The sequence below is a fragment of the Sphingomonas phyllosphaerae genome (assembly GCA_036946405.1).
In the GTDB taxonomy this organism is placed as follows: domain Bacteria; phylum Pseudomonadota; class Alphaproteobacteria; order Sphingomonadales; family Sphingomonadaceae; genus Sphingomonas; species Sphingomonas phyllosphaerae_D.
In genome coordinates this window covers 2,653,514-2,676,387 of record JAQIJC010000001.1, presented here as the reverse complement: position 1 = coordinate 2,676,387, position 22,874 = coordinate 2,653,514, and the positions used below count along the sequence as shown (strand labels likewise).

Below are 22,874 nucleotides of genomic sequence, written 5' to 3'. Positions count from 1 at the left end.
GCGGCAAGCCGGACGGGCGAACGTGTCGCGCTTATCGCGGAGGTCCGGGGTTCTGGATCCCCGCCTTCGCGGGGATGACGGGAGGGGCGCGGGGATGACGGGAGGATTCGCGTCGTGACGCCCCGCGCCGTCACTCCGCTGCCGCCACTCAAGGATGCGCAGCTTCGTGCCAGCCGGCCGGAGGCGCATGTCTGGCTGTCCGCCTCCGCGGGGACCGGCAAGACGCAGGTGCTCGCCGCGCGCGTGTTCCGCCTGTTGCTGCGCGATGTCGAGCCGGGCGCGATCCTGTGCCTGACCTTCACCAAGGCGGGCGCGGCGGAGATGGCGGCGCGGGTCAATCGCCAGCTCGCCGCCTGGGTGCGGATGCCGGACACGGAATTGGCCGCCGATCTTGCGGCGCTCGGCGAACGTCTAAGTCCGGCAATGATCGCCCGCGCGCGCACGCTGTTCGCCCGCGTGCTCGACGCGCCGGGCGGGGGGCTGCGCATCCAGACGATCCACGGCTTCTGCCAGGGATTGCTCGCGGCCTTTCCGATCGAGGCCGGGCTGGTTCCCGGCTTCCGCCCGATCGAGCCGCGCGAGGAAGCGCTGCTCCGCCGGCAGGCGCTCTCCGATCTGCTGGTGTCGGCTGAACGCGAAGGTCGCACCCGCCCGGTCGAGACGATCGGCGCGCTGAGCGTCCGGCTCGGTGAACAAGGGGCGGAGCAGTTCCTCGCCGATTGCGCGCGCGCCCATGACGCGTTGGAGGCGTTGCCCGCCGGGATCAAACCGTTCATCCGGACGCAACTCGGCCTGCCGCTCGGCGACGTCGCCGCGCACATCCGCGACGCGTGCGACGACGCTGCGATTGATCGCGCGACGCTCGACACCATCGCCGCGCAGAACCGCGGCTGGGGCACGAAGAGCGGGATCGACCGCGCCGAGGCGATCGGCGCGTGGCTGGCCGCGGGCGTCGAGGAACGCGCCGCGACGCTGGATCGACTGCACGGGGTCTGGGCGAAGAAGGACGGCGATCCGCTGTCGTTCGGCAAGGGGCGCGCGCCGGCCGATCCCGATTACGCCGACCATGCGATGCGGATGCACGGCTGGTGCGGCGAGTTGCTGTCGCTGCGCGTGCGTGCGGCCTATGCCGACCGGCTGGGTGCCGCGCTGGAGGTCGGGCGCGACTATGCGCGCGGCTATGCCGCGGCCAAGCGGCACAGCGGCGCGGTCGATTTCAACGACCTGATCGACGCGGCGGTCGCGCTGTTGCGGCAGGAGGGGATCGGCGAATGGATCCGCTACAAGCTCGACCAGATCACCGAACATGTGCTGGTCGACGAGGCGCAGGACACCAATGTCGCGCAATGGACGATCATCCGCGCGCTGGTGGATGAATATTTCGTCGGGCGCGGCGTCTATGCGCCGTCGGTGCGGACCTTGTTCACGGTCGGCGATCTGAAGCAGGCGATCTTCGGCTTTCAGGGCACCGATCCGATCAACTTCCTCGCCGCCGAACGCTATTTTGCGGAGCGGGCACGGGATGTCGAAGGCGACGACCTGATGCCCGATCACGAGCGCGGGCTGCCCTTCGACCGGCTGTCGCTGACCGACTCGTTCCGGTCGACCGCGCCGGTGCTGGAGTTCGTGGATCAGGCGATCGCGACGGTCGGTGCGGCGGGGCTGGGCGCGGCGGAGGACATTCCGCCGCACGCCAGCCGCGTCACCGGCCCCGGCGCGGTCGTGCTGTGGCCGCCGGTCGCGGCGGGCGCCACCGAGGCGGAGGATGGCGGCGAGGAAGGCTGGATCGACGATGCGGTCCGCGCCAACGCGACGCGGATCGCGCAGGCGGTAAAGCGGTGGCTGGGTCCGCTCGAACACGGCGGGCTGATGCTGGAAAGCAAGGGCCGCCGCCTGCGCCCGGAGGATGTGATGATCCTCGTCAAGCGCCGCGGCGAGCTGGCACAATTGCTCGTGGCGCGGCTTTATGCCGAGGGCGTGCCCGTGGCGGGGGTCGATCGACTTCGGCTGTCCGCGCCGCTGGCGGTGCAGGATCTGCTTGCGGCGGTGCGCTTCGTGCTTCAGCCCGACGACGATCTGAGCCTTGCCAGCCTGCTGGTGTCGCCGCTGATCGGCTGGACGCAGGACGAGCTGATGATGCGCGCGGTCGAGCGACAGGGATCGCTGTGGCGACACCTGTCGCGGCACCATGCGGCGCACATCGCCGAACTGGCGGCGCTGCTCGCCAGCGCCGACTTCGACACGCCGTACCGGTTCCTGGAGATGTTGCTGTCGGGGCCGCTCGACGGACGGCGCAAGTTGCTGGCGCGGCTCGGCGAGGAAGCGCGCGACCCGATCGAGGAATTGCTCAACGCCGCACTTGATTTCGAGACCGGGTCGACGCCGTCCTTGCAGCGCTTTCTCGACTGGTTCGAACGCGACGATGTCGAGATCGTACGCGACGCCGCTGCGCCGCTGGATGCGGTGCGCGTGATGACCGCGCATGGGGCGAAGGGCTTGCAGGCGCCGCTGGTGATCCTCGCCGATGCCACCGCCGATCCCGACGCTTCCCCCCGCTCGACGTTGATGTGGACGCCGGAGGGGATGGAGAAGCCGATCCCGGTCTTTCGCCCGCGTACCGCCGAGCGGGCCGGCGCGATCGATGCCGCGATGGCGCAGGTCGAGGAACGCGAGCGGCAGGAGCATTGGCGGCTGTTCTATGTCGCCGCGACGCGTGCCGAGGAGCGGCTGGTGATCGCCGGCTCGCTGAGCGCCAAATGGCAGGGCGTGTCGCCGGAATCGAGCTGGTATGCGGCCGCCGCGCGCACGCTCGACGCGCTGGGGGTCGGCGGCGAGGGCGAGCGGGTGTTCGCCGGGCGGCGACCCGCCGCGCCGGTCGCGACGAAGGACGGGATGCGTGACGCCGACGAAGGTGCGGTGGCGCTTCCCGATTGGGCGCGTCGCCCTGCGCCCGAAGATGCCAAGCCGCCGCGTCCGCTGACGCCATCGTCGGTGGGCGACGATGCGGTGAGCGATGCGCCGCCCGCGCCGGCTGCGCGCGACGCGGCGGAGCGCGGCACGTTGATGCACGCCTTGTTCGAGCGCCTTCCGCCGCTGGCACCGGCTGTGCGCGAGGAAGCCGCGCGACGCTGGCTCGCGACGCGCGGTGTCGATGATCCCGGCGCGGTGATCGCGCCGGTGCTGGCGGTGCTGGAGAATCGCGACTACGCCGACTTGTTCGGTCCGGCCGCGCTTGCCGAGGCGCCGATTGCCGCGACCTTGCCCACCGGGCGCGTGATTTCCGGGACGATCGACCGGTTGCTGATCGGCGACGGCGTGGTGCGCGCGATCGACTTCAAGACCGGGCGGAGCGTGCCCGACGGCATCGATACGGTGCCGGACTATCATTTGCGCCAGATGGCCGCCTATCATGCCGCGCTGGAGGTGATCTTCCCCGAGGCCCGCATCGAGGTGGCGTTGCTCTACACCGCGGGGCCGCGATTGATCGACTTGCCCGCCGCGCTGCTCGATCCCGTCAAGCGGCGCTTCTCCGGCCCGGAGCAAAGCTTGGCCGCGGGTGGTTGAGCGGGGGCACCCGGGACCCTAATTTCAATCCATTCAAGGAGAATGACATGGCCACCAAGAAGATCACCGACGCCAGCTTCCAGACCGACGTGCTGTCCGCCGACAAGCCGGTGCTGGTCGATTTCTGGGCGGAGTGGTGCGGGCCGTGCAAGATGATCGGCCCGTCGCTGGAGGAGATCAGCGAGGAACTGGGCGAGCAGGTGACGATCGCCAAGCTCAACATCGACGAAAACCCCGATGCGCCGGGTCAGTATGGTGTGCGCGGCATTCCGACGATGATTCTGTTCAAGGGCGGCGTGCCGGCGGCGACCAAGGTCGGTGCCGAGCCGAAGGGGCGGCTGAAGGCATGGCTTGAGGGTGAGCTGGGCTGATGCTGCTGGCGGCGCTGCTGTTCATACAGGGCGCCGCCGCTGTTCCGTCGCCCGCCGTCGCGTCGGTGTGTCGGCGCGAGGAACGATCTGGCGGGGTGGTGACCGTGAGCCGCGGTCCGGATCGCGACTGCCGCCGCTTTCGCGCTGCCCGATCCTATGACGGCGTGTGGATCGACGAATTCGAAGGTTCGCGGTTCGTCGAGGGCGCGCGAAGCTATGACGAGGCGCGGCGGCGATTAGCGTCCGAGCCAAAGGTCTACTGGCTGGCGATCGACGAAAAGAGCGATATCGCAAAGGTCGTTCCGCGGCGATATGGCACGGCTTACCGAATTCGGTTGATCGCGCGGGAGATGTTGCCTGACGCGCAACGGTCGCCCTTCAGCCTGCCGGGCTTCGGACATATGAGCATGTGGCATCGGAGCCTGTTGGTCGATCAGGTTCAGGTGGCCGAGGTGATCCGCACCGCGCCTGAGTGAACGGCGCGTCATTGCGAGCGGTGCGAAGCAATGCAGCGCGTCTTGGCCCGGCACTGGATTGCTTCGCTACGCTTGCCATGACGAACGATATCGTAAGATCCGCGACAGGAACGTCACTATGTCAGCGGGATCATCACGTTCGCGGCATAGCCCGGCCGGGTCTTGAGCCGCTCGTACCAGTCCGCGACATGCGGCACCGGCCCGCGCGCCAGCCCGAGCGCGAAGTAGGTATGCGCGTACACGCCCATCGGCACGTCGCCGAGGCCGAAAGTGTCGCCCGACAGCCACTTCTGTGTCGCCAGCGTCGCTTCGAGCACGGTCATCATCCGGTTGCACGCTTCCGTCGCCTGCTCGATCGCCGCAGCGTCGCGCTGCTCGGGCGATCGGCGGACGAGGCCATGGAACGCCGGTCGCTGCGCCTCGGCATAGCCGAACTGCCAGTCCATCCAGCGATCCGCCAGCGCGCGCTGCACCGGATCGGCGGGCCATAGCGTGTCGCCGCCGTGCCGCGCCGCCAGGTAGCGCAGGATCGCGTTCGACTCCCACAGCACGACGTCGCCGTCCTCGATCGTCGGGATCAGCGCATTGGGGTTCTTCGCCAGATAGGCGCTGTCCATCCCGAACGCACCGCCGATATCGTGGCGCTGGTAGGTCAGCCCCAGCTCCTCGGCGAGCCAGACGACCTTCTTGACGTTGTGCGAATTGAGTCGGCCCCAGATCGTCAGCATCGCGCGGCCTAGCTCCGGTAATCGGCGTTGATCGAGATGTAGCCGTGGGTCAGGTCGCAGGTCCACACCGTGGCGCGGCCGTCGCCGAACCCAAGGTCGACCCCGATCTCGACCTCCTGTCCCTTCAGATGCGCGGCGACCGGCGCCTCGTCATAGCCGGTCACCGCGAGGCCCGCCTCCGCCACCTGCGTCGCGCCGAAGCGGATCGCCAGCCGGTCGCGCTCGGCGGGTTCGCCGGCCTTGCCGACCGCCATCACGACCCGGCCCCAATTGGCGTCCTCGCCCGCGATCGCGGTCTTGACCAGCGGCGAGTTGGCGATCGACATCGCGATGCGATGCGCCGAGCGGTCGCTTTCCGCGCCCTCGATGGTCACCTCGATCAGTTTGGTCGCACCCTCGCCGTCGCGGACCACCAGCAGCGCGAGTTGGCGGCAGACATCGGCCAGCGCCGCGCGGAACGCGTCCGCACCGTCGCTGTCGTCACCGGAAAGCGGCGTGTTGCCCGCCGCACCGGTCGCGAACGCCAGCACCGTGTCGCTGGTCGAGGTGTCGCCGTCGACGGTAATGCACGAGAAGGTGCGCGTGTTGGCCGCCGACAGCGCCGCCTGCAGAAACGGTGCCTCGACCGCGGCGTCGGTGAAGATGAAGCCGAGCATCGTCGCCATGTCGGGCGCGATCATCCCCGAGCCCTTGATGATCGCGGCGATCGTGATCGTGCGGCCGTCGACCACCGCGGTCGCGCTCGCGCCCTTGGCGTAGGTGTCGGTGGTGCCGATCGTCTCCGCCGCGGCGCGCCAGTCCGCTTCCGGCGCGGCGAAGGCGGCGGCGAGCCCGGCCTGCGCCTTGTCGATCGGCAGCGGCACGCCGATCACCCCGGTCGAGGCGACGAACACGTCCGATGGGCGGCAGCCGAGCGCCTGCGCGGTCTGCGCGGCGATCGCCTCGACCGCCTCGCGCCCGCGATGGCCGGTGAAGGCGTTGGAGTTGCCGGCGTTGACGACCAGCGCGCGCGCCTCGCCGAGCACCAGCGCCTTGCGGCACCATTCGACCTCGGGCGAGGGGCATTTGCTTTGCGTCAGCACGCCCGCGACGGTGGTGCCCGGCGCCAGCTCGGCGAAGGTCAGATCGGTGCGGTCCCATTCCTTGTAGCGCGCGCGGGCGACGCGCAGCGTGACACCGGCGATGGTCGCCATTTCGGGGAACGGCGTGGCGAGCGGGGAGATGGACGTCGACATGGCGTCGCCTTAGCTTTGCCGCCGGGGCACGCAAAGGGGGATGGTGACGCGATGCGGTTCAAGGAGTGGGTGGCGGCGCTGTTTGTGGCGGCAGTGGCGGTGCCGGTGGCGGGCAAGGACGCGCCGCGCATGGTGAAGGAAGCGGTGCCGGTGGATGTCGTCGAATAAATCGGTGCCGACAATTATCCGCCGGCGGCGATCCGCGCCGGCGAGCAGGGGCGGGTGGTCGCGATCGTCGCGGTGGACGCGACCGGGCACCCGACGGGATGCCGTATCGACATCTCGATCGGATCACCGACGCTGGAAAAGGGCACGTGTGACTTGATCCTGGCGAGGGGCCGGTTCACGCCGGCCCGCGACGCGAAGGACCGGGCGATCGCGAGTGAGGTGACTTTTCCGATCCGCTGGGTGCTGCCGGAAGACGGCGACAATCGACAACCGTCTGGGCCGGTTGATTTCGCCACGATCATGACGATCGCCGCGGACGACACCATCGCGGGGTGCGAGATCATCGCGGATGGCAAACCGCAAACGGGCGATCTGACCAGATGCGGCGGTTCCGGCTTCAACCCGGCCGGCTTGCGCGCAAGCCTGAAAGTGGCCGGGCGCTTTCGGATGCGATCGGATTTCGTGATCCGCAACGGCGACACCCCGCCGCCGATGCCTGCCGTACCGGTCGGGAGTCGCCTGTTGTCGATGCGGGAGGCGCGGCAGACGGTCGACGCGAGTGGCGTGCCAACGAACTGCACGGTGGCGATAAGCGGCGAGTGGGCGGAAGAAGCGAAGAAGTATCCGAGGCCGACGGCGTGCGACTCCGGTCAACACTTTATCCCGGCGCGAGACAAGGATGGCGTGAACAAGGCGGCGCGGGTCCTTGTGGCCGAGTGGACGACGTTGCTTCCGCCGTCAAATTGATGGTTTACCCGCGTGGGGGCGGTGGACGTGCCCGCGCGTGCATCCTATGTCCGGCGTCGTGAATCTGCTGCTCATCCTTTCCGCGTTGCTTTCCGCGCTGACCGGCGTCGGGGCAGCGGCGCGTCAGCCGCAGGTTGCCCAAGCGGTAGCGCAGCAGGTGAAGGCCGCAGCGATCGCCTCCGCCGCGCGCCGCCTTGCCACCCGTCCCGCGCAACCGCGTGCAACACTCGTGGACAGCAGCGGTGCGCCGCAATTGCGCGTTCTGGCGCTGGTCGCGGTCGAGCCGATCTTCGCGGGTCGCCGGCGCGAATAGCGCGGCGTCAGTTTCGTCACGCCACTTATTTCCGCGCGGCCGCCCGACACTGGTGCCGCCGCGCCGTTTCCAGATACAGGATCACGCCCATGTTCGGCGGTATTGCCAAATCGCTCTTCGGTTCGTCCAACGACCGTTACGTCAAGTCGCTCAACCCGATCCTCGCCAAGATCGCCTCGTTCGAGCCGACGCTGCAGGCCATGGACGACGCCACGCTGTCCCATCAGACGGTGCTGTTCCGCGAACGGCTGGCGAACGGCGAGACGCTCGACCAGTTGCTCCCCGAGGCGTTCGCGACCGTGCGCGAGGCGGCCAAGCGCGTGCTGGGGCAGCGTCACTATGACGTGCAGATGATCGGTGGCATCGTGCTTCATCGCGGCGAGATCGCCGAGATGCGCACCGGCGAGGGCAAGACGCTGGTCGCGACGCTCGCCACCTATCTCAACGCGCTTCCGGGTGAGGGCGTCCACGTCATCACCGTCAACGACTATCTCGCCAGCCGCGACGCCGACTGGATGGGCCGCGTCTACCGTTTCCTCGGGCTGACCACCGGGGTGATCGTGCCGAACCTGTCGGACGAAGAGCGCCGCAACGCCTACGCCGCCGACATAACCTATGGCACGAACAACGAATTCGGCTTCGACTATTTGCGCGACAACATGAAGTATGAGCGCAGCCAGATGGTGCAGCGCGCGTTCGCGATGGCGATCGTCGACGAGGTCGACTCGGTGCTGATCGACGAGGCGCGCACCCCGCTCATCATCTCCGGCCCGACCGACGACAAGTCCGAGCTGTACATCGGCGTCGACGCGATCGTGAAGCAGCTGACCGAGGAGGATTACGAGAAGGACGAGAAGCAGAAGTCGATCGTCCTGACCGAAGACGGGACGGAGCGCGCCGAGCGGATGCTCGAGGCCGCCGGGCTGTTGCAGGGCGCGAACCTGTACGACTTTGAGAACACGCAGGTCGTCCACCACCTGAACCAGGCGCTGCGTGCGAACGCGATGTTCAAGCGCGACACCGACTATATCGTCAAGGATGGCAAGGTCGTCATCATCGACGAGTTTACCGGGCGCATGATGGACGGGCGCCGTTGGTCGGACGGTCTGCATCAGGCGGTCGAGGCGAAGGAGGGCGTGCAGATCGAGCCCGAGAACCAGACGATGGCCTCGATCACCTTCCAGAACTATTTCCGCATGTACCCGAAGCTGGCGGGGATGACCGGCACCGCCGCGACCGAGGCCGCGGAATTCTATGACATCTACAAGATGAACGTCGTCACGATCCCGACCAACAAGCCGGTGCACCGCGTCGACGAAGAGGACGAATTCTACAAGGACACGCAGGACAAGTTCCGCGCGATCGCCAAGAAGATCCGCGAACATGCCGAGACGGGCCAGCCGGTGCTGGTCGGCACGGTGTCGATCGAAAAATCCGAGTTGCTGAGCGAGTTCCTGCGGCAGGAAGGCGTCGATCACTCGGTGCTCAATGCGCGCTATCACGAGCGCGAGGCGCATATCGTCGCGCAGGCCGGACGGCTCGGCGCGGTGACGATCGCCACCAACATGGCGGGCCGCGGCACCGACATCCAGCTCGGCGGCAACCTCGAGATGCGCGTCGAGGACGAACTCGCCGGGATGCCCGGGGGGCCGGAGCGCGAGGCGGCGATCGAGCAGATCCGCGCCGAGATCGCGGTCGAGAAGCAGAAGGTGCTGGAGGCCGGCGGCCTGTTCGTGCTCGCGACCGAGCGACACGAGAGCCGTCGGATCGACAACCAGCTACGCGGTCGTTCGGGCCGGCAGGGCGATCCGGGTCTCAGCCGCTTCTATCTGTCGCTCGACGACGATCTGCTGCGTATTTTCGGACCCGATACGCTCTTCGCCAAGATGATGCGCAACAACATCAACGATGGCGAGGCGATCGGCAGCAAGTGGCTGACCAAGGCGATCGAGACCGCGCAGAAGAAGGTCGAGGCGCGCAACTACGACATCCGCAAGCAGGTCGTCGAATATGACGACGTGATGAACGATCAGCGCAAGGTAATCTACGAGCAGCGCGCCGACATCATGGATGCCGATACGGTCGGCGACGTGGTGACCGATATGCGCGCCGAGACGGTCAATGCAATCGTCGGCGAGGCATGCCCGCCCAATTCCTATCCCGAACAATGGGATGTCGAGGGGATGAAGACGCGGCTCGCCGAGGTGCTCAACATTGCCCCGCCGATCGACGACTGGCTCAACGAGGATGCGCTCGATCCCGAGATCGTCACCGAGCGGGTTCTCGCCGAAGCCGACGCGATGGTCGAGGCCAAAGCCGCCGAGCTGGACACCGCGACCTGGACGCAGGTCGAGAAGTCGATCCTCCTCCAGAATCTCGACCATCACTGGAAGGAGCATCTCGCGATGCTCGACGCACTGCGTCAGGTCGTCCACCTGCGCGCCTATGCGCAGAAGACGCCGATCAACGAGTATAAGCAGGAGGCGTTTAACCTCTTCCAGCGGATGCTCGACGCGATCCGTGAGGACGTGACGCGGACGATCGCCTTCGCGCAGTTCCAGATGCAGGCGCCGCCGCCGCTGCCCGATTTGCCGGACTTCATCACCACGCACTTCGACCCGTTCACCGGCGAGGACAATTCCAATGACATCGACGCGGGTACGCGCGGGCTGGTGACGACGACGATCCCGCCGCTGCAGATCCCGCAGCCGACCGCCGCCGATCTTGGCGACGATCCGGCGAGCTGGGAGGGTCTGGTCAGCCGCAACGCGCCGTGCCCGTGCGGCTCCGGGCGCAAGTACAAGCATTGCCACGGCGCGGCGTGAGGTAAGGCGGGCGTCCATCAAACGTCATCCCGGACCCGTCGGCAAGCTCAGCGGAGCCTTGATCCGGGATCCCGCTTTCTCATCTCGCGCACGGTAGAAGCGGGGCCCCGGATCAATTCCGGGGCGACCGCTAGTGTGCTTCGCCCTCTTGCCCCGACCGCCCGAACGCGCCTAAAGGCACCGGCATCCGCATGGACCCGGTGCAAATCCGGGTGGCTATCCCGGCCGCCGATCCGCCGGGCAACCTGCACGTATCGTTCTGACTTACAGCGTCCCGTGCGGACGCCGATGCGTGTCGTGGTTTCAACAGGCTCATGACCAACATCACTTACCGTTTTCGATCCGCGTGGTGCGCGGATGCGGGCGAGGCGCGCCGCGAAATCCTCGCCGGCGTGGTCGTCGCGCTCGCGCTGATCCCCGAGGCGATCGGCTTTTCGATCATCGCCGGCGTCGACCCGCGCGTCGGGCTTTATGCCTCGATCGCGATTGCGCTCACGATCTCGCTGCTTGGTGGCCGCCCGGCGATGATCTCCGCCGCGACCGCCGCGGTCGCGGTCGTCGTTACGCCGCTGGTGCGCGACCATGGCGTCGACTATCTGTTTGCCGCGACGATCCTGATGGGGGGCATCCAGATCGTCGCGGGGCTGCTGCGGCTCGACCTGCTGATGCAGTTCGTCTCGCGCTCGGTCATCACCGGTTTCGTCAACGCGCTGGCGATCCTGATCTTCATGGCGCAGCTGCCGCAGCTGATCGGCGTGAGTTGGCACAGCTACGCACTGGTCGCGGGCGGGCTGGCGATCATCTACCTGCTGCCGCGCGTGACGAAGGCGGTTCCGTCGCCGCTGGTGGCGATCGTCGTGCTGACGGTGCTCGCGATCATGCTCGGCCTGCCGGTGCGCACCGTCGGTGACATGGGGCGGCTGCCGGAGGGTTTGCCGTCGCTGACCGTTCCGCAGGTGCCGCTGACGCTCGACACGCTCCGGATCATTCTGCCCTATTCGCTGACGATGGCGGCGGTGGGCCTGCTCGAGTCGATGCTGACCGCGCAGATCGTCGACGACATGACCGATACCGACAGCGACAAGCGTCGCGAGTGTATGGGGCAGGGCGGGGCGAATCTGGCCGCCGCGCTGGTCGGCGGAATGGGCGGATGCGCGATGATCGGGCAATCGGTCATCAACGTCACCTCGGGCGGGCGCAAGCGATTGTCGACGTTCGTCGCCGGCGCGTTCCTGCTGTTCCTGCTCGCGGTGCTGGGGCCGGTGGTCGGGCGCGTGCCGATGCCGGCGCTGGTCGCGGTGATGGTGATGGTGTCGATCGGGACGTTCAGCTGGAATTCGATCCCCAACCTGCGCCGGCATCCGCCGACCTCGTCGATCGTGATGCTGGTCACGGTGGCGGTGGTGGTCGCGACCCGCGATCTCGCACAGGGCGTGGCGGCGGGCGTGCTGCTGTCGGGGATCTTCTTCGCGGGCAAGGTCCGGCGAATGTTTGCGGTCGCACGCGAGCCCGGCGATCCGGTTCGCTACCGGGTGCGCGGTAACATCTTCTTCGCTTCGGTCGACCTGTTCACGCGCGCCTTTGCGGCGGAGCAGGGGCGGGCGGTCGTGATCGACGTGTCCGCGGCGCACTTCTGGGACATCTCGGCGGTCGCCGCGCTCGACAAGATCGTCGCGCGGCTGAGGCGCGATGGCGCATTGGTAGAGGTCGTCGGTTACAACGAGGCCAGCGCCGATCTGGTCGACCGCTTCGCGCTCCACGACAAGACCGGGGTCGAGCTCGGCATTACCCCGCACTGATCGCAGGGAAACGGGGCATCGGTCACCCGAACCGATGCCCCGGTCGTGCGAGCGTCAGGACGCCTTGGGCAGCCGGATCGTCGGGCCGATCGAATCGACCACCGCGCGGGCGTTGAAGGCGCGGACATTGCCGCGATCGGGCGTGCCCTTGAACATCACGATCTCGGCCGAGGCTTCGTAGCGATCGACGGTGCGAATGTCCTGACCACCCCCGAAGCCGCCCCACGGGCCACCCCAGAACGGGTCCCAGGCGCGATAGCCGAAGCCGCGGCCGTAGAAGCCCCAGCGCGGACCCCACAGGCCGCCGCCGAACGCGCCGAAGCCCGGGCCCCAGCCGCCGCCGAAGCCGGGCGTCGAATAGGTACGCGCCTGACGATCGGTATCGCGATCGGCCATCACGAAATAGTCGTAGCCGTTCTGCAGCGTCAGCTCGGCAGAACGGAACAGCAGGTAGCGCTCGACCACGTCACGATCGGTGACGGTGTTGCCGGCGAAGGTCACGCGATAGCGGTTCGGTTCGATCCGCAGGTCGCTATAGCCGGTGCGGTAAAAGCCGCTGCCGGTGGCGGGCCGATAGGCAGTCTCGGTCGCGCAGGCCGCGACCAGCGTCGTGCTGGCCGCCAGGGCCACCACCATCGCCGAGCGACCGAACTTCATCATCATGGCGTACTCTCCAACGCACCCGGGCGGTGCGACGAGCCGTCGCATAGCCGAGATGAGTGGAACGTGCGATGAACGAAATCGCTCCGGTGTCAGGAGAAGCCGTGAACCGGCCGATCCGTGGCAATTTCCGGTGCGAATAAAGGCCACGAAACGCCCGAACCCCTCGATCTCCGCATTGCCGGAAAGAGGTGGCTCCCTGAGTAGGATTCGAACCTACGGCCGCTCGATTAACAGTCGAGAGCTCTACCGCTGAGCTATCAGGGAACGTCGTTCAACGTCGTGGAGGGGGTCTATAAAGCGGGATTTTGACCGCGCAAGACCCTTATTTCATCTTTGCGACTTATGCGACGAACTGCTCCATGGTGATGCGATCGTCGAGCGCATGCTCCGGATCGAACAACAACGTCAGCTCGCGCGCGCGGTCCATCGCGATGTCGACCTGCGCGACGTTGCGGATCTCGCGCTGGTCCGCGACCGCCGAGACGGGGCGCTTGCCGGCCTCCAGCACGCGCAGCGACACGCGCGTCTTGTCGGGCAGGATCGCGCCGCGCCACCGCCGCGGGCGAAACGCGCTGATCGGGGTCAGCGCGAGCATCTGCGAACCGAGCGGGAGGATCGGACCGTGCGCCGACAGATTGTACGCCGTCGACCCCGCGGGCGTGGCGACGAGGATGCCGTCGCAGGACAATTCCTCCAGCACGACGCGATCGTTGACCCGCACTTCCAGCCTGGCGGTCTGCCGCGTCTCGCGCAGCAACGACACTTCGTTGATCGCGGGCAGGGTATGCACGCCGCCGTCGAAGCCGGTCGCGGTGGCGGTCAGCGGCGTGACCTTGAACGCGCGCGCGCGCTCGATCCGTCCGTCGAGATCGTGGCGCCGCCATTCGTTCATCAGGAACCCGACCGTCCCGAGGTTCATCCCGAACACCGGCACGATCGCCCGGCGCCGTTCGAGCAGCAGGTGCAGCGTCTGGAGCATGAAGCCGTCGCCGCCCAGCGCGACGACCAGATCCGCCTCTTCGAGCGGGCACCAGTCCCAAGCATCGGCCAGTTCGGCGCGCGCGGCCTGCGCCGGGGCGGTGGGCGAGGCGACCAGCGCCCGCCGGGGATAGAGGCTCATCCGCCGGTGACGCTCATATGCCGCGCGACCGCAGGCGCATCGCCGCGCCCGATCCGGAAATCGTGGCGCTTCGGCTTGGTGGTCAGCGCATCCTCAATTGCCGCATCGAGGGCGTCCACCCCGCCGTCGCGCAGTGCGGCGCGCAGGTCGCGGTGATCGTCGTGGCCGAGGCAGGTGTACAGCCGCCCCTCGGTGGTCAGGCGCACACGGTTGCAGCCGTCGCAGAAATTCTGCGTCAGCGGCGAGATCAGCCCCAGCCGCGTCGTACTGCCGTCGACGCGCCAGTAACGCGCCGGCCCGCCGGTTTGCGCCGCATCGCGCGCCAGCGAAAAGCGCGCATCGAGCCGCTCCTTCACGACCGTCAGCGGCAGGAAGCGATCGGTGCGATCCTCGTCGATCGCACCCATCGGCATGGTTTCGATGAGGGTCAGGTCGTGCCCCTCCCCGACACACCAGGCGAGCATCGTCGCGATCTCGTCCTCGTTGACACCCTTCAGCGCGACCATGTTGATCTTGACCGCAAGCCCGGCGTCCCGCGCGGCGGCGATCCCGTCGAGCACCTGCGCGACGTCGCCGTGTCGCGTGATGTGGCGGAAGCGATCGGGATCGCGGCTGTCCATGCTGACGTTGAGCCGGCGCAGCCCCGCTTCTCGCAACGCCGCCGCATGATCGCGCAGCCGCGTACCGTTGGTCGTCATCGTCAACTCGTCGAGCGCGCCGCCGACATGACGCCCGAGCCGCTGGACGAGCTGCAACACGTCGCGTCGCACCAAGGGCTCGCCGCCCGACAGGCGGACCTTTCGGACCCCGCGCGCGATGAAGCGCTCGGCAATGATCGCCAGCTCTTCGAGCGTCGCGATCTTCTCGCGCGGCAGGAACGTCATGTGCTCCGCCATGCAATAGCGACAGCGCAGGTCGCAACGATCGGTGACCGAAACCCGCAAGTATCGGATGGTACGGCCAAAGCCATCGATGAGCGGCGCGGCCGTGCTGCTGGTCTGGATCATTGCCGTCACAACGCGTGAAGCTATTGAGTCGTTCAACGTCCGGCAAGATCGGATTGCCGTCGCGCGAACCACCTCCTACGTTCCAGCGCATGGAGCGTCAGACACGAACCATGCAACGCGCCGCCGGGCGCCGTAGGGGCGAGCGAACCGCGAGCGCGGAACAGCTGCAATTGATGTCGTCCGCCGACGACGGCGTGACCGCGATCACCGCCGCGCCGACCAGTTTCGAGATCGTCAACGCCGCCTACGGCCGGATGACCGGCGACCAGCTGGTCGCGGCGATCGACGAGCGATTGAGCGACGCGCTCGCCGACTATCACAGCGCGGCGGTGCGCAGCGGTGCGACCTTCACGATCGTCGTGGCGGGTGACGCGCGGCTCGGCGACGCTGCGGTCGATTCGGTCGAACGCGCGCTCGAACAGCCGTTCACGATCGGAAACGAGACGATCCATCTCGGCGCGCGGATCGGCGTCGCACGGCGTACCGACCAAGAAGCGCTCGACCATCTGCTCCGCCGCGCCGCCGAGGCGCTCGCGCACGCGCGCGCCAGCGAGGGGGTGACGACACGCGTCGCCACGGAGGGGAGCGGCGTGCCGATCGCCGCGCTCGCGGCCGACCTGCATCGTGCGATGGAGCGGCAGGAGATCGACGTCCGCTTCCAGCCGCAGGTGCATCTGATCGATGGCCGGATCGTCGGCGTCGAGGCGCTGGCACGCTGGCATCATCCGCGGCTGGGTGAGCTGGGCGCGGAGACGTTGCTGGCCGCCGCGGATCGCGCCGGGCTGGGCGTGGCGCTGTCGGATCACGTCCAGGCATTGGCGCTCCGGCGCGCCGCGGAATGGCCCGATCTGCTGTCGGGATTGCGGATCGCGGTCAACGTCACCGCCACCGATCTCTCACGCGCGCCGTTCGTCAGCCGCTTCCTCGCCCGCGTCCACGAAGCCGGGATCGCGCCGGGGCGCGTCACCGCCGAAGTGACCGAGGGGGCGATGATCGACAACCTGCGGGCCGCGGGAGTCGCGCTGGCGGCACTGCGCGCGGCGGGCTGCCGCGTTGCGCTCGACGATTTCGGCACCGGTTATTCCAGCCTGTCCTATGTCGCGTCGCTGCCGCTCGATTATATCAAGATCGATCGCAGCCTGACGCAAGCCGCGGTCAGCGATGCGCGCAACCGCGTGGTGTTGCAGGGCGTGTTGTCGATCGCTGACGGTCTCGGGCTCGAGACGATCGCGGAGGGCGTCGAAACCGAGGCGCAGCGGCTGTTGCTCGCGGCGCGCGGCTGTACCTTCTATCAGGGGTTTTTGTGTGCGGGCCCGCTCGACGATGCCGCTCTGATCGCGCTGGTGCGCAGCGGCGCGGGCAAGGGGAAGTGACATGATGCCGATCGTTCCGATCCTGATCGCCGCCGCGGCGGCCGCGACACCGCAAGCGGCGATCGACGCGGCGATGGCGGATAGCGCGGCGGGCTGGAACGCGGGCAACCTCGCCCGCTTCACCGCCATTTATGCGCCCGACGCGGTCTATGTCGCAGGCGACAAGGTGGTGCGCGGAAAGGCAGCGATCGCCGAACGCTATGCGCGAAGCTTTGCCAATGGCGGCAACACGCGCGGGAAGCTCACGTTCCAGCCGATGGCGTGGCGCGCGCTCAGCGCGGTCCACGTCCTTCACGTCGCGCGCTGGACGCTGACCCCGGCTTCGGGCGCGCCGCAATCCGGCTTGACGACGCTGTTGTTCGAGCGGCGCAAGGACGGCTGGAAGATCATCTCCGACCACAGCAGCTGAAGGCCACCGTCGTGAAGCGGGACCCCGGATCAAGTCCGGGGTGACGAGAAGCGCATTACCCCGCCGCCTTCGCCAGCCCCTTAGACAGTTGCAGCGCACCGTGCAGCCGCGCCTTCGGATCGGCCCACACCCGCGTCAGCGCCAGCTTGCTGTCGGGGCGTAGCTTGGCGATGCCGCCGAGCTTCTCGACATAGGCGAGCAGCCCGGCGACGTTCGGTGGCTTGTCGTCGTGGAAGGCGACCAGCGCGCCCTTCGGCCCGACGTCGAGCTTCGACACGCACGCCTTCTTGGCGTTGAGCTTGATCTCCATGATCTTGACCAGATTATCGGTCGCCTCGGGCAGCGGACCGAAGCGGTCGATCATCTCGGCAGCGAAGGCGTTGAGCCCCTGCACCTCATCGACCTCGTTGAGGCGGCGATAGAGGCCCATGCGCAGGTCGAGGTCGGGGACATAATCCTCGGGGATCAGGATCGGGGCGTCGACGCTGATCTGCGGCGAGAAGTCGCGCTGGCGCTCGCGCAGCCCGCCGGCCTTGGCCTCGAGGATCGCTTCCTCCAGCATCGACTGGTACAGTTCGTAGCCGACCTCCTTGATGTGTCCCGATTGTTCGTCGCCGAGCAGATTGCCGGCACCACGAATGTCGAGATCGTGGCTGGCGAGCTGGAACCCGGCGCCCAAGGTATCGAGATCGCTCAGCACCTTGAGTCGCTTTTCCGCCGCCTCGGTCATCTGCCGCTCGGGCGGGGCGACCATATAGGCATAGGCGCGCGTCTTCGACCGGCCGACCCGGCCGCGGAGCTGGTAGAGCTGCGCGAGGCCGAAGCGATCGGCGCGGTTGACGATCATCGTGTTCGCGGAGGGAATGTCGATCCCGCTCTCGATGATCGTGGTCGAGACCAGCACCTCGAACTTCTTGTCGTAGAAGGCCGACATCCGTTCCTCGACCTCGGTCGGTGCCATCTGCCCGTGCGCGACGACGTAGCGGATCTCCGGCACCTCGCGGCGGAGGTAATCCTCGATGTCGGGCAGGTCGGCGATGCGCGGGGTGACCAGGAAGCTCTGCCCGCCACGATAATGTTCGCGCAGCAACGCCTCGCGCAGCACCACCGGGTCCCACGGCATCACATAGGTGCGCACCGCAAGCCGATCGACCGGCGGGGTCTGGATCACCGACAGTTCGCGCAGACCGCCCATCGCCATCTGGAGCGTGCGCGGGATCGGCGTCGCGGTCAGCGTCAGCATGTGCACGTCGGCGCGCAGCGTCTTGAGCCGCTCCTTGTGCGTCACGCCGAACCTTTGTTCCTCGTCGACGATCACCAGCCCGAGCCGCTTGAAGTCGACGTTCTTGGCCAGCAGCGCATGGGTGCCGATCACGATATCGATCGTGCCGTTCGCGACGCCGTCCTTGACCTTCTTCGCCTCGCTGGCGGTCACGAGCCGCGAAAGGCGGCCGATCTCGACCGGGAAGCCGTCGAAACGCGCGCAGAAATTCTGGTAATGCTGGCGCGCGAGCAGGGTGGTCGGGCAGACGACCGCGACCTGCATTCCGGCCATCGCCGCGACGAAGGCGGCGCGTAGTGCGACCTCGGTCTTGCCGAAGCCGACGTCGCCGACGATCAGCCGGTCCATCGGCTTGCCGGCCGCCAGATCGTCGAGCACGTCCGAGATCGCGCGATCCTGATCGTCGGTTTCCTCATAGGGGAAACGGTCGACGAACGCCGGATAGCCGCTCGCGTCGGGCTCGGCGACCTCGCCGGGGCGCAGCGCGCGTTCGGCGGCGACCGCGATCAAGGTGCCCGCGATCTCGCGGATGCGCTCCTTCATCTTCGCCTTGCGGCGCTGCCACGCCTCGCCACCGAGCCGGTCGAGGCTCGCACCTTCCTCCGACGAGCCGTAGCGCGAGAGGACTTCGAGGTTTTCTACGGGTATGTAGAGCTTGTCGCCGCCGGCATATTCCAGCGCGACGCAATCGTGCGGCGCCTTGGCGACCGGCACCTGCGTCAGTCCGACATAGCGGCCGATGCCGTGATCGGTGTGGACGACCAGATCGCCCGGCGACAATGTCGCGAGTTCGGCGAGGAAGGCATCGGCGGACTTGCGGCGCTTGGCCCGGCGGATCAGCCGGTCGCCGAGCATGTCCTGCTCGGTCAACACCGCGACGTCGGGGGCGGTGAAGCCGTGGTCGAGCCCGACGACGGTCAGCGCGACGCCGCGATCGGCGGCCCCCAGCGCGTCCTGCCACGTCTCGGCCAGCCGCGCGCCGACCAGCCCGTGGTCGTCGAGCAGGTTCTTGAGGCGGTCGCGTGCGCCGACCGAATAGCTGGCGAGGATCGGCTTGCGCCCGTCCTTCTTCAGCCGCGCGACATGCGTGACGACCGCCTCATAGACATTCGCCTGATTGGCGCGCTCCGGCGCGAAGTCGCGCGGGCCGTCGACCTGGAAGTCGAGCACGGTCGACGACTCGGGTTCGTGGAACGGCGTAACCAGATGCGCGGGCATCCCGGCGACCTCGGCGCGCCATTCGTCCTCGTCGAGGTAGAGCGTCTTGGCGGGGAGGGCGCGGTAGCTGCCGGGCTCGGCGGCTTCGGCGCGCTTCCGGTTCTCGTAATAATCGGCGATCGCGTCGAGCCGCGCCTCGACCGCGGCGGGGGTGCCGGCATCGCGCACCACCACGGCATCGTCGCCGAGATGGTCCCAGAGCGTCGCGAGCTTCTCCTCGAACAGCGGCAGCCAATGTTCCATGCCGGCCAGTCGTCGTCCTTCGCTGACCGCCTGATAGAGCGGATCGCCGGTCGCGGTGGCGCCGAACTTCTCGCGATAGCGGGTGCGGAAGCGCTTGACGCTGTCGTCGTCGAGCAGCGCCTCGGACGCGGGGAGCAGCACGAAGCCGTCGAGCCGCCCGGTGGTGCGCTGGTCGCCGGGATCGAAGGTGCGGACGCTCTCGATCTCGTCGCCGAAGAAGTCGAGCCGCAGCGCCTGTTCCTCGCCGCTCGGGAACAGGTCGACGATCCCGCCGCGCACCGCATATTCGCCGGCGTCGTGGACGGTGTCGGTGCGGACATAGCCGTTCGCCTGCAACAGTGCGCCGAGCGCGTCACGGTCGATCCGCGCGCCGGGCTTCAGCTCGGCGACAAGCTGGCGGATGCGGAACGGGGTCAACGTGCGCTGGGTGAGCGCGTTGATTGTGGTGAGCACGAGCTGCGGCCCGGTCGGCTTCTGCTGCAGGCGATGCATCGCGCCGATCCGCTCCGCCATCACGCGCAGCGTCGGGGAGGCGCGATCGTAGGGGAGGCAATCCCAGGCCGGGAGCTGCACCACCTCCAGCTCGGGCGCGAAGAACGGCGCGGTCGCGGCGATGCTGCGCATCTGCGCCTCGTCGGCGGCGACGAACACCGCGCGACGCGGCGCAGCGCGCGCGAGATCGGCGAGCAGCGACGGGAGGAAGCCGCCGGGCACGCCCGAGAGCGTGAGCGGGACGGTGGCTTTGAGGATGGTGGAGAGGTCGGGCATGTTTCTTCTTCTGGCCCTCTCCCCTTTGGGGAGAGGGTTGGGTGAGGGGGTGGGGCCTCGCAGAGCGCGTCGGTCTCGGTGAGACACCGGCTCCTCACCCCGGCCCTCTCCCCATGGGGAGAGGGAGCAGCGCGTCACATCCCCGTGTCGAGCACCGTCACGAAATCGACCTTGCGCATCGTCTGCATCATCTCGCCCTCCCATTCCGCCGGGCACGGAATCGAGCCGATCGCCCAGCCCATGATGTCCACGTCCTGTTCCTCCAGCAGCCGCTCGAACCAGTCGAGCTGCTCCGCGTTCCACGTCGCGCCATGCGCGTCGAAGAAGCCGCCGATCATCAGATCGGCCTCGCGCGTGCCACGATGCCACGCGCGAAAGCGCAGGCGTTTCAGGCGGATGTCGTGGTCCATAACGTTCCAATGCAAAACGACCGGCGGGCGCTGGCGGCGACCGTCGGGGCAGGGTATCGGCACCAGATAGTCATGCGACCCGATATCCTCAATCCGTTGTTCGCCGAGGTGGAGGCGCTGAAGGGCGTCGGCCCGGCGCTCGCCAAGCCGCTCGACCGGCTGGGGATCGCGCGCGTGCTCGACCTGTTGTTCCACGTCCCCTCCGGCTGGGTCGATCGCTGGCCGCGCGACGAGCTGATGCAGAGCGATGTCGGGCGGACGATCGCGATCACGTTGACCCCGACCGATTATCGCACCAGCAGCAGCCCGCGCGCGCCGACGCGGGTCGTCGCGACCGATCGGCATGGCAACACCGTCGCGCTGGTGTTCTTCGGCGGCGGCTCGGGGCGGGTGCGCAAGCTGTTGCCGCTGAACGAACCGCGCCGCGTATCGGGGCGGCTCGACCAATATGGGCAGGACCTGCAGATCATCCACCCGGAGGTCGGCGGCGAGGACGGCGACTTCCGCGAGCGCGAGGCGATCTATCCGCTGACCGAGGGCATGACCTCGCGGCGGCTCGGCGCGCTGGTCGAGCAGGCGCTGGCGCGCGCGCCCGACCTGCCCGAGTGGATCGAGCCGAGCCTCAAGGCGCAGCGCGGCTGGCCCGCATGGCGAGAGGCGATGACGCGGCTCCATGCCGATCCCGCCGATGCCGTGGCGCGTGCGCGGCTGGCGTATGACGAGGTGTTCGCCAACCAGCTCGCGCTGTCGATCGTCCGCGCCGATACGCGCAAGCGGCGTGGGCGCGCGTTGCAGGGCGACGGACGGCTCCGCGACCTGTTGCGGCTGCCGTACCAGCTGACCGGCGCGCAGGCACGCAGCGTCCGCGAGATCGAGGGCGATCTCGCGCAGAGCGCGCCGATGCTGCGGCTGTTGCAAGGCGACGTCGGCTCGGGAAAGACTCTGGTGGCGGCGATGGCGCTGCTGATCGCGGTCGAGGCGGGCGCGCAGGCGGCGATGCTCGCCCCGACCGAGATCCTCGCCCGCCAGCATTACGAGACGCTGCGCCGGACGCTCGCCGGGCTGCCGGTCGAGATCGCGGTGCTGACCGGGCGCGACAAGGGCCGCGCGCGCGAGGCGACGCTGATGGGGCTGGCGGACGGATCGATCCACATCCTCGTCGGCACGCACGCGATCTTTCAGGAGGCGGTCAGCTATCGCGATCTCGGCCTGGTGGTGGTCGACGAACAGCATCGCTTCGGGGTCGCCGAGCGGATGCTGTTGCAGGCCAAGGGCCGGACCCCGCCGCACTTGCTGGCGATGACCGCGACTCCGATCCCGCGCACGCTGACGCTCGCGTTGCATGGAGAGATGGATCAGAGCCGGCTCGACGAAATGCCGCCGGGACGTGAGCCGATCGAGACGCGGGTGCTGTCCGAGGAACGCGTCGACGAGGTGATCAATGCGCTCGGCCGTCATCTGTCGGAGGGCAAGCAGGCCTATTGGGTCTGCCCGCTGGTCGAGGAAAGCGAAACCAGCGATCTGCAGGCCGCCGAGGCGCGCGCCGCCGCGCTGGCGAGCCGCTTCGGGGAGCGCGTCGGGCTGGTGCACGGGCGCATGAAGGGCGCGGAGAAGGATGCGGTGATGGCGCGCTTCTCGGCCGGCGAGATCGGCGTGCTGGTCGCGACGACGGTGATCGAGGTCGGGGTCGACGTGCCCAATGCCACGCTGATCGTGATCGAACATGCCGACCGCTTCGGGCTGGCGCAGCTGCACCAGCTGCGTGGGCGGGTCGGGCGCGGCGGCGGTCGCTCGGTGTGCCTGTTGCTGCGCGGCGGATCGCTGAGCGAGACCGCGCGGGCGCGGCTGGCGCTGATGCGCGAGACCAACGACGGCTTCCGGATCGCAGAGGAGGATTTGCGGCTGCGTGGTGCGGGCGAGTTGCTCGGCACGCGGCAGTCGGGGGAGGCGATGTTCCGGCTCGCGACGCCGGAGTTGCTGTCGGAGCTGCTGCCCGCTGCCACCGACGATGCGCGGCTGCTGATCGACCGGGATGGCGGGTTGAACGGCGCGCGGGGGCAGGCGGCGCGGATCGCGCTCTATCTGTTTGAGCGCGACGCAGGCGTGGCGTTGCTGCGGTCCGGGTAAGTGGACGTCATTGCGAGCGGAGCGAAGC

At 68.2% G+C, this 22,874-nt stretch carries 17 protein-coding genes, 1 tRNA gene and 1 other annotated feature; of the genes, 10 read left to right on the top strand and 8 right to left on the bottom strand.

Annotated features, from left to right (window positions below):
* Positions 1-114 precede the first annotated feature (114 nt).
* From addA to PGN12_12695, 3 genes are read left to right on the top strand one after another with little or no spacing between them, the layout of a single operon-like run.
* Positions 115-3,564: a double-strand break repair helicase AddA gene (gene addA / locus PGN12_12705; GenBank protein MEH3104750.1), complete on the top strand. Its 3,450-nt coding sequence runs from the start codon at positions 115-117 to the stop codon at positions 3,562-3,564.
* A 47-nt stretch (positions 3,565-3,611) separates the two neighbouring features.
* Entirely contained in the window at positions 3,612-3,935 is a 324-nt protein-coding gene (gene trxA / locus PGN12_12700) for a thioredoxin TrxA (protein MEH3104749.1), read from the top strand.
* Entirely contained in the window at positions 3,935-4,411 is a 477-nt protein-coding gene (locus PGN12_12695; protein MEH3104748.1) for a hypothetical protein, read from the top strand. The genes trxA and PGN12_12695 overlap by 1 nt, the downstream gene beginning before the upstream one ends.
* Positions 4,412-4,527: 116 nt before the next feature.
* Here the strand turns inward: PGN12_12695 and PGN12_12690 are convergent, their stop codons facing one another.
* A complete protein-coding gene (locus PGN12_12690) occupies positions 4,528-5,139 on the bottom strand; it encodes a glutathione S-transferase family protein (GenBank protein MEH3104747.1) in 612 nt (203 codons plus the stop codon).
* Between the two features lie 8 nt (positions 5,140-5,147).
* The gene (argJ, locus tag PGN12_12685; GenBank protein MEH3104746.1) at positions 5,148-6,374 is read right to left on the bottom strand and encodes a bifunctional glutamate N-acetyltransferase/amino-acid acetyltransferase ArgJ; all 1,227 of its coding nucleotides are present in this window, start codon (positions 6,372-6,374) and stop codon (positions 5,148-5,150) included.
* A 168-nt stretch (positions 6,375-6,542) separates the two neighbouring features.
* Between argJ and PGN12_12680 the strand changes: the two genes are divergently transcribed.
* The 4 genes from PGN12_12680 to PGN12_12665 all read left to right on the top strand — a co-directional run bounded on the left by PGN12_12680 (position 6,543) and on the right by PGN12_12665 (position 12,226).
* On the top strand, positions 6,543-7,289 hold the full coding sequence (locus tag PGN12_12680; protein ID MEH3104745.1) for an energy transducer TonB: 747 nt from the start codon (positions 6,543-6,545) through the stop codon (positions 7,287-7,289).
* A 46-nt stretch (positions 7,290-7,335) separates the two neighbouring features.
* Positions 7,336-7,602: a hypothetical protein gene (locus PGN12_12675; GenBank protein ID MEH3104744.1), complete on the top strand. Its 267-nt coding sequence runs from the start codon at positions 7,336-7,338 to the stop codon at positions 7,600-7,602.
* 89 nt (positions 7,603-7,691) lie between these two features.
* Positions 7,692-10,427 carry a preprotein translocase subunit SecA gene (secA, locus tag PGN12_12670; protein ID MEH3104743.1) on the top strand — a complete coding sequence of 912 codons (2,736 nt, stop codon included), beginning with the start codon at positions 7,692-7,694 and terminating at the stop codon, positions 10,425-10,427.
* Between the two features lie 190 nt (positions 10,428-10,617).
* Positions 10,618-10,673 (top strand) — a sequence feature (sul1 is cis-regulatory element that is thought to sense ions involved in sulfur or methionine metabolism; They are found in Alphaproteobacteria).
* A 68-nt stretch (positions 10,674-10,741) separates the two neighbouring features.
* Positions 10,742-12,226 carry a SulP family inorganic anion transporter gene (locus tag PGN12_12665; protein MEH3104742.1) on the top strand — a complete coding sequence of 495 codons (1,485 nt, stop codon included), beginning with the start codon at positions 10,742-10,744 and terminating at the stop codon, positions 12,224-12,226.
* A 54-nt stretch (positions 12,227-12,280) separates the two neighbouring features.
* Here the strand turns inward: PGN12_12665 and PGN12_12660 are convergent, their stop codons facing one another.
* From PGN12_12660 to moaA, 4 genes are all read right to left on the bottom strand, one after another.
* Entirely contained in the window at positions 12,281-12,886 is a 606-nt protein-coding gene (locus tag PGN12_12660; GenBank protein MEH3104741.1) for a hypothetical protein, read from the bottom strand.
* 192 nt (positions 12,887-13,078) lie between these two features.
* Positions 13,079-13,153, bottom strand: a tRNA-Asn gene (locus PGN12_12655).
* Between the two features lie 76 nt (positions 13,154-13,229).
* A complete protein-coding gene (locus PGN12_12650) occupies positions 13,230-14,009 on the bottom strand; it encodes an NAD kinase (GenBank protein MEH3104740.1) in 780 nt (259 codons plus the stop codon).
* On the bottom strand, positions 14,006-15,016 hold the full coding sequence (gene moaA, locus PGN12_12645) for a GTP 3',8-cyclase MoaA (protein ID MEH3104739.1): 1,011 nt from the start codon (positions 15,014-15,016) through the stop codon (positions 14,006-14,008). Before moaA ends, PGN12_12650 begins: the two co-directional genes overlap by 4 nt.
* Positions 15,017-15,189: 173 nt before the next feature.
* Here moaA and PGN12_12640 point away from each other — a divergent pair, with 173 nt between their 5' ends.
* On the top strand, positions 15,190-16,389 hold the full coding sequence (locus PGN12_12640) for a GGDEF domain-containing phosphodiesterase (protein MEH3104738.1): 1,200 nt from the start codon (positions 15,190-15,192) through the stop codon (positions 16,387-16,389).
* Position 16,390: 1 nt separating this feature from the next.
* A complete protein-coding gene (locus PGN12_12635) occupies positions 16,391-16,798 on the top strand; it encodes an SgcJ/EcaC family oxidoreductase (protein ID MEH3104737.1) in 408 nt (135 codons plus the stop codon).
* 55 nt (positions 16,799-16,853) lie between these two features.
* Here the strand turns inward: PGN12_12635 and mfd are convergent, their stop codons facing one another.
* Entirely contained in the window at positions 16,854-20,309 is a 3,456-nt protein-coding gene (mfd, locus tag PGN12_12630; protein MEH3104736.1) for a transcription-repair coupling factor, read from the bottom strand.
* Positions 20,310-20,443: 134 nt separating this feature from the next.
* On the bottom strand, positions 20,444-20,719 hold the full coding sequence (locus PGN12_12625) for a succinate dehydrogenase assembly factor 2 (GenBank protein ID MEH3104735.1): 276 nt from the start codon (positions 20,717-20,719) through the stop codon (positions 20,444-20,446).
* A 72-nt stretch (positions 20,720-20,791) separates the two neighbouring features.
* On the opposite strand from PGN12_12625, the gene recG reads away from it, so the two are divergent.
* Positions 20,792-22,846, top strand: coding sequence for an ATP-dependent DNA helicase RecG (recG, locus tag PGN12_12620; protein ID MEH3104734.1), 2,055 nt, complete (start codon positions 20,792-20,794; stop codon positions 22,844-22,846).
* Positions 22,847-22,874: the final 28 nt, after the last annotated feature.

Excerpts from the sequence above, each read along its gene's own strand:
- trxA (MEH3104749.1), top strand. The coding sequence starts at position 3,612 with ATGGCCACCAAGAAGATCACCGACGCCAGCTTCCAGACCGACGTGCTG.
- PGN12_12695 (MEH3104748.1), top strand. The coding sequence starts at position 3,935 with ATGCTGCTGGCGGCGCTGCTGTTCATACAGGGCGCCGCCGCTGTTCCG.
- PGN12_12690 (MEH3104747.1), bottom strand. The coding sequence starts at position 5,139 with ATGCTGACGATCTGGGGCCGACTCAATTCGCACAACGTCAAGAAGGTC.
- argJ (MEH3104746.1), bottom strand. The coding sequence starts at position 6,374 with ATGTCGACGTCCATCTCCCCGCTCGCCACGCCGTTCCCCGAAATGGCG.
- PGN12_12675 (MEH3104744.1), top strand. The coding sequence starts at position 7,336 with ATGTCCGGCGTCGTGAATCTGCTGCTCATCCTTTCCGCGTTGCTTTCC.
- secA (MEH3104743.1), top strand. The coding sequence starts at position 7,692 with ATGTTCGGCGGTATTGCCAAATCGCTCTTCGGTTCGTCCAACGACCGT.
- PGN12_12665 (MEH3104742.1), top strand. The coding sequence starts at position 10,742 with ATGACCAACATCACTTACCGTTTTCGATCCGCGTGGTGCGCGGATGCG.
- PGN12_12660 (MEH3104741.1), bottom strand. The coding sequence starts at position 12,886 with ATGATGAAGTTCGGTCGCTCGGCGATGGTGGTGGCCCTGGCGGCCAGC.
- PGN12_12650 (MEH3104740.1), bottom strand. The coding sequence starts at position 14,009 with ATGAGCCTCTATCCCCGGCGGGCGCTGGTCGCCTCGCCCACCGCCCCG.
- moaA (MEH3104739.1), bottom strand. The coding sequence starts at position 15,016 with ATGATCCAGACCAGCAGCACGGCCGCGCCGCTCATCGATGGCTTTGGC.
- PGN12_12640 (MEH3104738.1), top strand. The coding sequence starts at position 15,190 with ATGTCGTCCGCCGACGACGGCGTGACCGCGATCACCGCCGCGCCGACC.
- PGN12_12635 (MEH3104737.1), top strand. The coding sequence starts at position 16,391 with ATGATGCCGATCGTTCCGATCCTGATCGCCGCCGCGGCGGCCGCGACA.
- mfd (MEH3104736.1), bottom strand. The coding sequence starts at position 20,309 with ATGCCCGACCTCTCCACCATCCTCAAAGCCACCGTCCCGCTCACGCTC.
- PGN12_12625 (MEH3104735.1), bottom strand. The coding sequence starts at position 20,719 with ATGGACCACGACATCCGCCTGAAACGCCTGCGCTTTCGCGCGTGGCAT.
- recG (MEH3104734.1), top strand. The coding sequence starts at position 20,792 with ATGCGACCCGATATCCTCAATCCGTTGTTCGCCGAGGTGGAGGCGCTG.